Origin of the sequence: Epibacterium sp. Ofav1-8 (assembly GCF_022348185.1) — a bacterium.
Taxonomy (GTDB): Bacteria; Pseudomonadota; Alphaproteobacteria; order Rhodobacterales; family Rhodobacteraceae; genus Epibacterium.
The window spans coordinates 183,968-196,019 of the sequence record NZ_JAKRFD010000007.1 but is presented as its reverse complement, the minus strand read 5'-3'; the positions used below and the strand labels follow the sequence as shown (position 1 = coordinate 196,019).

The 12,052-nt window shown below is 62.4% G+C and carries 12 protein-coding genes; 7 read left to right on the top strand and 5 right to left on the bottom strand.

The window, feature by feature from the left end; all coding sequences use genetic code 11:
- The first annotated feature begins 66 nt into the window (after positions 1-66).
- The 3 genes from MHM97_RS13250 to MHM97_RS13240 all read left to right on the top strand — a co-directional run bounded on the left by MHM97_RS13250 (position 67) and on the right by MHM97_RS13240 (position 3,213).
- Positions 67-1,059: a taurine ABC transporter substrate-binding protein gene (locus tag MHM97_RS13250; protein ID WP_239322828.1), complete on the top strand. Its 993-nt coding sequence runs from the start codon at positions 67-69 to the stop codon at positions 1,057-1,059.
- A gap of 88 nt (positions 1,060-1,147) precedes the next feature.
- Complete coding sequence (locus MHM97_RS13245) at positions 1,148-1,954, top strand: ATP-binding cassette domain-containing protein (protein ID WP_239322827.1); 807 nt, start codon at positions 1,148-1,150, stop codon at positions 1,952-1,954.
- A complete protein-coding gene (locus MHM97_RS13240) occupies positions 1,951-3,213 on the top strand; it encodes an ABC transporter permease subunit (RefSeq protein WP_239322826.1) in 1,263 nt (420 codons plus the stop codon). The genes MHM97_RS13245 and MHM97_RS13240 overlap by 4 nt, the downstream gene beginning before the upstream one ends.
- A 117-nt stretch (positions 3,214-3,330) precedes the next feature.
- Here the strand turns inward: MHM97_RS13240 and MHM97_RS13235 are convergent, their stop codons facing one another.
- From MHM97_RS13235 to ettA, 3 genes are all read right to left on the bottom strand, one after another.
- A complete protein-coding gene (locus MHM97_RS13235) occupies positions 3,331-3,753 on the bottom strand; it encodes a tellurite resistance TerB family protein (protein WP_239322825.1) in 423 nt (140 codons plus the stop codon).
- 254 nt (positions 3,754-4,007) lie between these two features.
- On the bottom strand, positions 4,008-4,850 hold the full coding sequence (locus MHM97_RS13230) for a hypothetical protein (protein ID WP_239322824.1): 843 nt from the start codon (positions 4,848-4,850) through the stop codon (positions 4,008-4,010).
- Between the two features lie 6 nt (positions 4,851-4,856).
- Entirely contained in the window at positions 4,857-6,524 is a 1,668-nt protein-coding gene (ettA, locus tag MHM97_RS13225) for an energy-dependent translational throttle protein EttA (RefSeq protein ID WP_239322823.1), read from the bottom strand.
- Positions 6,525-6,760: 236 nt separating this feature from the next.
- Here ettA and MHM97_RS13220 point away from each other — a divergent pair, with 236 nt between their 5' ends.
- Positions 6,761-6,994, top strand: a complete 234-nt coding sequence (locus tag MHM97_RS13220) for a hypothetical protein (RefSeq protein WP_239322822.1) — start codon at positions 6,761-6,763, stop codon at positions 6,992-6,994.
- Between the two features lie 194 nt (positions 6,995-7,188).
- Positions 7,189-7,404: a hypothetical protein gene (locus tag MHM97_RS13215; protein ID WP_239322821.1), complete on the top strand. Its 216-nt coding sequence runs from the start codon at positions 7,189-7,191 to the stop codon at positions 7,402-7,404.
- A 101-nt stretch (positions 7,405-7,505) separates the two neighbouring features.
- Here MHM97_RS13215 and MHM97_RS13210 read toward each other — a convergent pair whose 3' ends face one another.
- On the bottom strand, positions 7,506-8,183 hold the full coding sequence (locus MHM97_RS13210) for an arylesterase (protein ID WP_239322820.1): 678 nt from the start codon (positions 8,181-8,183) through the stop codon (positions 7,506-7,508).
- Positions 8,184-8,234: 51 nt separating this feature from the next.
- Between MHM97_RS13210 and MHM97_RS13205 the strand changes: the two genes are divergently transcribed.
- On the top strand, positions 8,235-8,939 hold the full coding sequence (locus MHM97_RS13205; RefSeq protein WP_239322819.1) for an ABC transporter ATP-binding protein: 705 nt from the start codon (positions 8,235-8,237) through the stop codon (positions 8,937-8,939).
- Positions 8,936-11,476 carry an ABC transporter permease gene (locus MHM97_RS13200; RefSeq protein ID WP_239322818.1) on the top strand — a complete coding sequence of 847 codons (2,541 nt, stop codon included), beginning with the start codon at positions 8,936-8,938 and terminating at the stop codon, positions 11,474-11,476. The genes MHM97_RS13205 and MHM97_RS13200 overlap by 4 nt, the downstream gene beginning before the upstream one ends.
- 12 nt (positions 11,477-11,488) lie before the next feature.
- Here MHM97_RS13200 and MHM97_RS13195 read toward each other — a convergent pair whose 3' ends face one another.
- Positions 11,489-11,956 carry an RrF2 family transcriptional regulator gene (locus tag MHM97_RS13195; RefSeq protein ID WP_239322817.1) on the bottom strand — a complete coding sequence of 156 codons (468 nt, stop codon included), beginning with the start codon at positions 11,954-11,956 and terminating at the stop codon, positions 11,489-11,491.
- Positions 11,957-12,052 lie beyond the last annotated feature (96 nt).

Here is a 12,052-nt window from a genome sequence, read left to right as displayed (position 1 = left end):
TCGCAAAGAAAGCGACCTCCCACATACGCGACACACTCGCGAACCGGTTCAACACGGAGGAACCCCATGTCTCTTAAGACCAAACTCAGCGCCACATCCGCCGCGCTCGCCCTGATGCTGGGCTCGGCTGCTGCCGCAGAGGACATCACCGTCGCCTATTTCCTCGAATGGCCGATGCCGTTCCAATACGCCAAAGCCATGGGCACCTATGAAGAGGAGCTGGGCGTCGGCATCAACTGGGTGTCCTTTGACACCGGCACCGCAATGTCGGCCGCGATGGCCTCCGGCGACGTCCAGATCGCCGTCAGCCAAGGCCTGCCCCCGTTTGTGGTTGCGGCCTCCGCCGGTCAGGATCTGGTGATCACCGACGTTGCCGTCAGCTATTCCGAGAATGACAACTGCGTGGTCGCCGACACGCTGGAGATCGATGCCTCCACGGCCAAGGAGCTGGAAGGCAAACGCGTCGGCGTTCCGATCGGCACCGCCGCGCATTTCGGCTTCCTGAAACAGATGGAGCATTTCGACGTCGATCTCTCGACCATGGAAATCGTCGACATGGCGCCGCCGGAAGGGGCCGCCGCCTTTGCCCAGGGCTCGCTCGACATGGTCTGTGGCTGGGGCGGCGCCCTGCGCCGCATGAAGGAACACGGCAACGTGCTGATGACGGGCGCAGAAAAAGAGGCTGCGGGCATTCTGGTGTTTGACGTGATTTCCGCCCCGTCGGATTTCGCCGCCGAAGAGGCCGAGCTGATGTCCGCCTTCCTGAAGGTGACAGCAGAGGCCAACGCCATGTGGAACGCCGGCACCAACAAGGACAAGATGCTCGAAGTGATCGCCAAGGACGCGGGCATGGATCTGGCGGATACCGAAGCCACCATCGCCACCTTCACCTTCCCGTCGACGGACGAGGCCCTGAGCGACAAATGGCTTGGTGGCGGCGTGCAGGAATTCATGATCGGCGTCGCTGGCGTCTTTGCCGAGGCGGGATCGATTCCGCAGGCGCTCGACACCTACGATTCTGCGGTCGACGCCAGCTTCCTTTCGGCGGTTGCCGAATAGACCGGGCGCGCATCGCCTTTGGGGCCGGCGTGCATCTGCGGATGCCACACCGGCCCACCCCATCCACACCTAACAGCAGGAGCAGCCCATGGACGGCCTCCATATCGACCGCCTGTCGATGCGATTTGACTTGCCCAACGGTTCGCACATCCAGGCGTTGAAAGATGTTTCCATCGAAATCGGCAAGGGCGAGATCATGTCCGTCCTTGGCCCCTCGGGCTGTGGCAAGACCACGCTTTTGAACATTGTCGCGGGCTTCCTTGCCCCCACCGAGGGCGCGGTGCGCATGAATGACCACGAGGTCAAGGGCCCTGCCCCGGAACGCGGCATGGTGTTCCAGCAGGGCGCCCTGTTCGAGTGGATGAGCGTGCGTGAAAATGTCGAATTCGGCCCGCGCATGAAGGGCATGCCGCCGGCGGGTCGCACCGAGATCTGCGATCAGTTGCTGGACACCGTCGGATTACAGGATTTCGGCGAAAAGGCGGTGTATGAGCTATCGGGCGGCATGCAGCAACGGGTGGCCCTGGCGCGCTGCCTGGCCAATGACCCGGATGTGATCCTGATGGACGAACCGCTGGGTGCACTCGATGCGCTCACCCGGGAGAAGATGCAGGCACTGGTGCTGAAGCTCTGGAAGGAAAGCGGCAAGACCGTGATCCTGATCACCCACTCGGTCGAAGAGGCGCTGCTGCTGGGCGAACGCCTTCTGGTGATGGCCCCCCGCCCCGGCCGTATCCACAAGGAGTACCGCCTGCCCTTTGCCGATCAGGGGGTGAACATGGACCTGCGCGAGGTGAAGAAACAGCCGGGCTTTGCCGAAACCCGGGACGAGATCCTGTCGATGATCTGGGAGATGGAAGAGGAAATCATGGGCCGGACGGAGAGCGCGGCATGACCGGCCTTCTGATCCTGCTGGCCTATGTGGCCCTGTTCACCGTCACCTATTTCATCGTCAACGCAATCCAGGAGCGCCGCCGTAACGGGGTCAATTTCACCAGCCTGAAGACGGTGACCTTCGGTGATGAAAGCGCGATCACCCCCAACCGGGCGGCCTCGGTGATCTCGATCCTGGTGATCTTCCTGATCTGGGGCGCGTTCACCGGCTCCAGGCTGGTGCCGGTGCATGTGCCGGGACCATTCCGGGGCGAGACCAGTTTCACCTACACGGCAACCGCCCCGGATGGCGAAACCGCCGAGGCCACCGTGCATGTGCGGGTGCATGACTTCGGCGCGGATGCCGAGCTGCCGGAGGTCACGCCGCGCAGCGGATTTGCCCAGGACGACGCCGACAAGGTCGCCGCCTGGCGCTCGGTGCTGATCAAGGCCGCCAACAACGATGGCGATGATGTCACCGTCACCGCGGTCGAGGGCCAGCCGCTGCAACCGGGGGACACGGTCTCGGTGCCCAACGGCACGGTCACCATGTCCCGCCGCGGCGCGCTGAACTTTGCCCCCGACAAGGGGTTTCAGATGGAGCCGATCTGGATGCCGAGCCCCGAAGCGGTGGTGGCGCGTTTCATCGAGATCGCCTCCGAGGGCTATCAGAACTTTACCCTCTGGGAGCACCTCGGCTGGTCGCTGCTGCGGGTTCTGGCGGGGTTCGCCCTCGGCGCGCTGGTGGGCATTCCGCTCGGCTACGCCATGGGGCTCAGCTCCTGGGTGCGCGGCTGGTTCGACCCGATCGTCGAGTTCATGCGCCCGGTGCCCCCCTTGGCGCTGATCCCGCTGGTCATCATCTGGTTCGGCATCTGGGAGTCGGGCAAGATCGTGCTGCTGTTCCTGGCCGCGCTCTGGATCATGACCATCGCCGCCCGGGCCGGCGTGTCCGGGGTTAACATCACCAAGGTGCACGCCGCCTATTCCCTCGGCGCGTCCAAGGCGCAGATCCTGCGGCATGTGATCGTGCCCAACTCGCTGCCGGAGATCTTCACCGGCGCGCGGGTGGCGATGGGCGTCTGCTGGGGCACCGTGGTGGCGGCAGAGCTTGTGGCGGCGCAAAAAGGCGCCGGCATGATGATTATCGCCGCCTCCAAGTTCCAGCTGACCGATATCGTCATCATGGGGATCATCCTGATCGGCGTCATCGGCTACGGCATCGACATCCTGATGCGCAAGGCCGAGGACATCCTGGTGCCGTGGAAAGGGCGCAGCTGATGCCGGACACCAGACAGCTACAGCATCAAGAAAGGGCGGTCCCGATGCGGGCCGCCCTTTGCAGTGATCCGGTCAGTGTCGCGACCAGAGATCTTTCCCCCTGCGCCGGGGCAGTTCCTAGACCATATGGCGCGCCCGCGAGCCGCGTTCGATGGCCGCCGCATGCAGGCGCTCCACGTTCAGCTCATAGCGGATCTCTTCCAAGAGGCGCAGCTCATTGTCGTTGAGCGTCCCATCCGCCGCCGCCACGTCGCAGGCCAGCGCATAGCAGGTCTCAAACAGGCGTTCGGGCAGAATATCGCAAACCAGGCCGAACAGCGCATCCAGCCCGTCCTCCTGTTCAAAGAGATCAAAGACGGTCCGCGACACCGCCGGAATGCGGTCGGCGTCATACTCGGCAAAGATCGGCAACATGTTGACCGCATTCTGGATCTTGACCAGCTCGGCGGTTCGGATGTCCTCGTCCGACGCCGACACCGCCACCATCACCGCCACGAGGCAGTCCTGCGGGGTCAGCAACTGGATGGTCTCTTCTGTCATCTGGAGCGTCCTTTGTCTGTCGTCCGTGCGGGAACCATATGGACCCGCCGCGCCGCGTTCAACGACGAAACCCGCCGCCGGAGGATTTCCGCGTGCCAAAGGCAGCGACGCCCCAACTGCAGCCATGAGAATTGCTTATAGCAGCCCCAAGCGTTTCGTCACAGTTCTGGGCCGGTAGGCGTAGCCGCCCGGCCCGCGCCTGACCTTCCCCCCGGGAAGGCGCTTTCGCACCTCCCCAAGGTCAGGCACGGGCCTTATGTTTCTACTGTCATAGAAAAAGAAGGTAAGCTTTCGGGTGGACTTGAAGGCCCCCCATCAAATGTCGTTCCGAGTAGGTACCTCACCGCCGCATTCACATTTTCAACAGCTTCGGGTGCAACGGCAAGGCCTCCCAAAATAGTTGAAACGATAACAAGCGCTCCAATTATTTTTCTCCACGAAGGATCGTCTTTGACAAGTTCGGCTTGCGCGGACAAAAGGTATTCTTCGATCCTCTCACGATCGTCGCTATTCAAACGACTGTCGTTGGAAATCAGAAATATTGCACGTTCGACATGATTGCCGATAACTGTCAAATCAACACCGGACGGTTTGAGCACCTCTCGATTCTCTTCCAACCGTCGCCAGAAGTATTTTTCTGCTAAACTTACCAATGAAAGCAACCTGTCCAAATCAACGATGATCTTGCGAAGCGGAACACCCTCGTCGTTATCCAAAATTCGTTCGCGTCGAATATTGAGATATCTAAAAATAGCTTGAATTGCGGTAGGGAGGACTATGCTCGGGTGCTTGCTATGTTTCTCAAGCTCGATTGATACGCTGAATTCAGCCGCCCGGTGATACAGTGGGCTATTATCAAGAAGCTCCGAAACTTTCTGAAATATCTCTGGAGCAGCATAGCGCACGGAACTTTGGAAATCTGACAATCTAGTCTCAATAGTCCTCAGGAGCGCAAGCGCTTCATCTGCTCCCACTATCCGATTGACAAGGCCCAACCCCCACAATTCGATTTCTGGCTGTTTTATAGCAACTTCAAAAAGGAAGATCCGAACTTTCTTCAGATCTTCCTCCAGTTGTCTAACCTGATGCCAATCCATCAAGCCTCACCGCACAAACTTCTTGTGCTTCAGGCGCTTGGGCTCCAGTGCGTCCGGACCCAGACGGCGTTTCTTGTCTTCTTCGTAGTCCTCGAAGTTGCCCTCGAACCACTCCACATGCGCGTCGCCTTCAAAGGCGAGGATGTGGGTACAGATCCGGTCGAGGAAGAAACGGTCGTGCGAGATCACCACCGCGCAGCCGGCAAAATCGACCAGCGCATCCTCAAGCGCGCGCAGGGTTTCCACGTCAAGGTCGTTGGTCGGCTCATCGAGCAGCAGCACGTTGCCGCCTTCCTTGAGCAGGCGCGCCATGTGGACGCGGTTGCGCTCCCCCCCAGAGAGGAGGTTCAGCTTCTTCTGCTGGTCGCCACCCTTGAAGTTGAACGAGGAACAATAGGCGCGCGAATTGACCTGCGCATCGCCCAGCTCAATGATCTCGGCGCCACCGGAAATCGCTTCCCAGACGGTATCGTTGTCGTTGAGGTCATCGCGAGACTGGTCAACATAAGAGAGCTTCACCGTGTCGCCATAGGTGACAGAGCCCTCATCGGGCTGCTCCTGGCCGGTGAGCATCCGGAACAGCGTCGATTTACCGGCGCCGTTGGGGCCGATCACGCCGACGATGCCACCGGGCGGCAGCGAGAAGGACAGCCCTTCGACCAGCTGCTTGTCGCCGTAGTGTTTGGCGAGGTTTTCGACCTCGATCACCTTGCCGCCAAGGCGCGGGCCATTGGGGATGACGATCTGGGCGCGGCCGACCTTTTCCCGCTCGGAGGTGCTGGCCATCTCGTTATAGGCCGCAATCCGCGCCTTGGATTTGGCCTGACGGGCCTTTTGACCCTGACGCATCCATTCGAGTTCGCGCTCCAGCGTTTTCTGCTTGGCCTTGTCCTCGCGAGCTTCCTGCTCCAGACGTTTGGCCTTTTGCTCCAGCCAGCTGGAATAGTTGCCCTCGTAGGGAATGCCGCGCCCCCGGTCGAGCTCCAAAATCCAGCCGGTGATGTCATCGAGGAAGTAACGGTCGTGGGTGACGCAGAGGATGGTGCCCTTGTAGTCGATCAGGTGCTGTTGCAGCCAGGCGATGGTTTCTGCGTCCAGGTGGTTGGTCGGTTCGTCGAGCAGCAGCATGTCGGGCGCTTCAAGCAGCAGTTTGCAGAGCGCCACGCGGCGTTTTTCACCGCCCGAGAGATCCTTGATCGCCGCATCATCCGGCGGGCAGCGCAGCGCCTCCATGGAGACGTCGACCTGACTGTCGAGATCCCAGAGGTTCTCGGAATCGATGGCGTCTTGCAGCGCGGTCATCTCTTCCATCAGCTCGTCGGAGTAGTTTTCCGCCATTTCCACCGCGATCTGGTTGAAGCGGTCGACCTTGGCCTTTTTCTCGGCCACGCCCAGCATCACGTTTTCACGCACGCTGAGGCTCTCGTCGAGCTGCGGCTCCTGCGGCAGGTAGCCAACCTTGGCGCCCTCGGCCGCCCAGGCCTCGCCGGTGAAGTCCTTGTCGAGGCCGGCCATGATCTTCATCAGGGTCGATTTACCGGCGCCATTGACGCCGACGACACCGATTTTCACGCCGGGCAGGAAGGACAGGTGAATGTTCTCAAAGCATTTCTTGCCACCCGGGTAGGTCTTGGAGACGCCCTGCATGTGGTAAACGTACTGGTAGGAGGCCATGGGATTGCTCCGTCATTAGGGGAATGAGGTTGGCAGAGGTGATAACCTGTGCGCCGGTCAGGAGCAATCGCTGCCATTCGATCACCGCCGGTCATTCTCTGCCGGTTTTGTCAGCATTCACAACCTAAGGTTTACCTGCCGCAAAAACTTCCATATTCTGACCATAATCCTCTGCCAATAATTCCCTGGGGAGAGACTCGGATCATCCCCGAGGGGATGACACCAGGAGGTGAACCATGATTGTGGCAGCAGTCTTGATTGCGATCATCACAAGTGGCGTACTGGCCGTCACAGCCGGGCTGGCCTTTGGCGCACCGGTCTGGCTCTGCCTGTTGATCTACATGCTGAGCGGCTGCGTTACCACCCTGCTGGTGACCGGGATCTTTGGTCTGTGCCAATGGGTGCGCGGCCCATCCGCTGCCCCCGAGCCCGAACCGGACGAGGCCGAAGCAGCGCTGGTTCACGTCTAGGCCGGGATATCCGGGGCAAACCGCGCTCCCATCTGCAAAATATTTGCGCTTTGGCGCCGGCGGTAGATATGTTAAAAATTTATTAAGCCGAAATTGGTAAGGCTTCTGTGCAGCCGAGGAGAAACACTGCAAGACCTTAACCGGATTGCGGTTTTCTCTGTTTCTGGACGCCAGATAGGGAGGACTTCGGTCAGATGGCCTTTTCGGGTTTCTTATTCGGGATGATTGCCGGGCTGGTCACCGCCGGCATTTCCTTTTTTGCGCTTTCCCTCCCGCTGTGGACTTGCCTCCTGATCTATTCCGGGGCGGGGGCCTTCGGGACCCTCAGCGTGATCTGCATTGGCTATGTGCTGCAGGATCACCGATCAGACTGCTCTCCCGCAGAAGACCAGAGAACCGTCGTCGGCTAAGCCGCACCACACCCGCCGCGGGCAGCGCAAAACGCTGCGATCTGGGCGCGGCGCGCATGCGGTCGCGCGCCAGAGTTGCACGCCCGACAGGGGCCGCAACATCAGCCATCTACGCCGGTGTCGGACGCGTTGATCCGTCCGATCAGGTCCAGCACCTTGGGCCCGAGTGCCGCAATGTTGACCGCCACCCCGCGCGCGTTTGGATGAATACCGTCGGCTTGCAGGAATTCAGCGATGCGGGAGGGATCCGCGTCCGTTTCTGACATGATGCCGGCAAAAGCCGAGGGATGCAGCACAACGTCATGCGCGGCGGCCAGCTCCGAATAGATGCGATCAAAGTCCTCTTTGTAGTCTGCGCCATAGTTCCCCGGGGCCTGCATCCCGATCAGCAGAACCTCTGCCCCGGCAGACCGTGACGCCGTGATGATCTGCGCCAGGTTGGCGCGGGTCTCCTGCGGCGGCAGCCCCCGCAACAGGTCATTGCCCCCCAGAAGCACGATCACCCCATCCGGGTCATCCGCCAGCGACCAGTCGATGCGCGCGGCTCCGCCGGTAGTGGTGTCGCCGGACACGCCTGCATTGCTCACGCTCACCGCATGCCCCTGATCGCGCAGCCACGCCTCGAGCTGTGGCACAAAACCATCCTCCTGCGCCAGCCCGTATCCCTGCACAAGACTGTCGCCAAAGGCGGTCAGCCGGATCGGCTCCGCCCAGACGAATGGCGTCAAAGCCAGGATCGTGGCGAAACTCGCTGCAATTTGCCTTAGAAACTTGCGCATGGCCTCGGACACTCCATATCCATTTGAGATCAAAAAGACAGGTAGCCCCGAATGAGCAACGACGCCCGCCCCGTTCTTACGCTTCAAGATGTGCATTTGTCGCTCAATGGCAATACCGGCCCGGTGCGTATCCTCGAAGAGATCACTCTGGATGTGGAGGCGGGCGAGACGCTGGCGCTGGTGGGGCCATCGGGGTCCGGGAAGTCCTCGCTCCTGATGGTGATGGGCGGGCTGGAGCAGGCAACCGGCGGCAGCGTGCGCGCCATGGGCGAGGATCTGACCCGGCTGAGTGAGGACGCCCTGGCCCGGTTCCGCCGCGCCCATATGGGGGTGGTGTTTCAGAGCTTTCACCTGATCCCGACGATGACAGCGCTGGAAAATGTGGCGACACCATTGGAACTGGCCGGCGCGCGTGACGCGTTTGACCGCGCCCGCGAGGAACTGAAGGCCGTGGGGCTGGGCCATCGCTGCGATCATATGCCCGCACAGATGTCCGGCGGCGAACAGCAGCGGGTGGCGCTGGCCCGTGCGGTGGTGACGCGGCCCGAGATCCTCTTGGCGGACGAACCCACGGGCAATCTCGATCAGGCCAATGGTGCACAGGTGATGGATCTGCTGTTTGATCTGCGTGACCGGCATGGCTCCACGCTGGTGATGGTGACGCATGCGCCTGAGCTGGCCGAGCGCTGCGACCGCACGGTGCATTTGCGCGATGGTCGCATCCTGACAAGCGCCCAGCGTGAGGCGGCGGAATGAGTGCTGAGACAGCGGCTCCGAGCCAGCTTCGCCTTGCGTGGCGTTTTGCCCTGCGCGAATTGCGCGGCGGCCTGCGCGGCTTTCGTCTGTTTCTTGCGTGCCTTGCGCTGGGGGTCGGTGTCATTGCCGCCATCGGCTCCATCCGGGCGTCGATCGAGGCGGGGCTCGCGCGCGAAGGCGCGAGTCTTTTGGGGGGCGATGCGGAACTGACATTCACCTATCGCTTTGCTTCCGAGGATGAATCCGCCTGGATGGAAGAGATCGCCCGTGATCGCTCCGAGGTGGTGGAGTTTCGCTCCATGGCCGTGGTGGGGGACGAACGCGCGCTGACCCAGGTAAAATCGGTGGACGCCGCCTACCCTCTGCGCGGCGAGGTCCGCCTGACCTCGGGCCAGCCCCTGCACGCGGCATTGGCTGAGGTCGATGGCCGCCCCGGCGCGGTGATGGAAAAGGTGCTGGCTGACCGGCTGGGCCTGAGCGCGGGCGACGGGTTTCGCCTTGGCACGCAGGAGTTCCGCCTGAGCGGCCTCCTCGCGTGGGAGCCGGATGCCGCCGGGTCCGGGTTTTCCATCGGGCCGCGCACATTGGTGCACACCGAGGCCTTGGCGCAATCGGGCCTTTTGGCACCGGGGACGCTCTATTCCACCAAATACCGCCTGACCCTCCCCCCCGAGGCGGACTTGCAGGCGATGGAACAGGACGCCCGCGCACGGTTTGAGGACAGCGGCATGCGCTGGCGCGATGCCCGCAACGGCGCGCCGGGAATTGCGCGTTTTGTCGAACGTCTGGGCGCGTTTCTGGTGCTGGTCGGCCTCTCTGGTCTGGCGGTCGGGGGCGTCGGGGTCTCGACGGCGGTACGCGCGTACCTCGCCACCAAGACAGAGACCATCGCCACCCTGCGCACCCTCGGGGCCGAACGGCGGGTGATCTTTCTGACCTATTTTCTGCAGATCGGTGTGCTGTCGCTGTGCGGGATTGCCCTCGGGTTGCTGCTCGGCGGGCTTGGCCCGCTATTGCTGGGGCCTTTGATCGCGGCACAACTGCCCTTTCCGGCGGTGTTCTCGGTCTATCCCGGCGCACTGGCGGAATCGGCACTTTACGGTGTTTTGACCGCATTGCTGTTCACCCTCTGGCCCCTGGCGCGTGCGGAACGCATTCGGGCGGCGGCGCTCTACCGGGATGCGGTGGGCGGGAAAATCCATTGGCCCGCGCCACGGTACATCGTCGCAACGCTTGCGACGATGGGCCTGCTGATCGCGGCTGCGGCGTTTTTTAGTGGCTCTCCCCGGCTGGCGCTCTGGACTGCGAGTGGGTTGATCGGCGCGCTCATCGTGCTGCTGATTGCCGGGGCCGCCATCGGCGCGCTGGCGCGGGTGGGCAATAGGGTGGCACGGGGGCGACCGGCCCTGCGCTGGGCGCTGGCGTCCATCTCGTCGACCCGCGAGGGCGCAATGCCGGCGGTTCTGGCGCTGGGGCTTGGCCTCACGGTGCTGGCCGCGATTGGCCAGATCGACGGCAACATGCGCCGCGCCATTGCGGGCAACCTGCCGGATGTGGCGCCGTCCTATTTCTTTGTCGATATTCAGCGCGACCAGATGCCCGCCTTTCTGGAGCGCGTCGAGGGGGACCCACAGGTCAGCAAGGTCGACAATGCGCCGATGCTGCGCGGCATCATCACCCGCATCAATGACCGCCCGGCCAAGGAAGTTGCGGGCGATCATTGGGTGATCCGGGGCGATCGCGGCGTGACCTATGCGGCTGCCAAACCCGCAAGCACCAAAGTGACCGCAGGCACATGGTGGCCCGAGGATTACAATGGCCCTCCGCAGATCTCCTTTGCCGCCGAAGAGGCCGAGGAAATGGGCCTGAAGCTCGGCGACACCATGACCATCAATGTGTTGGGCCGCGACATCACCGGCACCATCACCAGCTTCCGCGAGGTGGATTTTTCCAACGCGGGCATGGGGTTCATCCTGACCATGAACGAGGCCGCATTGCGCGGCGCGCCGCATAGCTATATCGCCAGCGTCTATGCCGAAGAGGAGGCCGAGGCGGCCATCCTGCGCGACGTGGCCCGCGCCATGCCCAATATCACCGCAATCCGGGTGCGGGACGCGATCAACCGCGTGTCCGAAATCCTCGGCCAGCTGGCCACCGCCACCGCCTATGGCGCGGCGGCGACCTTGTTCACGGGGTTTCTGGTTCTGTTGGGCACGGCGGCCGCGGCGGAACCTGCGCGGCGCTACGAGGCGGCGCTGTTGAAAACGCTGGGCGCGCCGCGCAGTCAGATCCTGCGCAGCTTTGCGCTGCGCTCGGCCCTGCTGGGCGCGGCGGCGGGAGGCGTGGCGCTGTTGGCGGGCATCCTTGGCGCATGGTCGGTGAGCCATTTTGTACTGGAGACCGACTATGTGGTGATCTGGCCCAATGCGCTTGGGGTGATCGGCGGCGGCATCTTGGTGACGCTCCTTGCCGGGCTGGCCTATGCGCTGCGCCCGCTGGCCGCCCGACCCGCACGGGTGCTGCGCGCGCGCGACTAGGGGCGCAGACCTCTAGGCGTGCGCGGCCACCGCTGGCCCCGGACAGGACACAGGTGCCAGAATGCGTTGCAGATCAAAGTTATCGCAGGTCAGGCTTTCCAATGTGACCCCGTCGAGCGCGCCATAAAAGGCCTCCCCCGCGCGGGTGAGCGCATCGCGCAGGCGGCAGGCATCCACCAGCGGGCAGGTGTTGTCGACATCGGCAAAGCACTCCACCATCGGCAGACCGCCCTCGACCTGCCGGAACACATCGCCAATGCAGATGTCGGTGGCGGAGCGGCTGAGCGCAAGCCCGCCATTGCGCCCGCGCTGAGTGTTCAAGAACCCAAGCTGGCTCAGCTGATTGACCACCTGCGCCAGATGGTTCTCCGAGATGTTGCAGCGCTCCGCGATTTCGGATTTTGTAACCAGGCGCCCCTCATTGAGGGCGCAATACATCAGCAGACGGACCGCGATATTGGTTCTCTTTGTGATACGCATGACAGGGGTCCTCTCCCATTGGGGATGATGGCCCACTGTTGCAAATCAGGACAAAAAGCGGTTTGACATACATCAAAGCTCGCTCAGAAAACGACA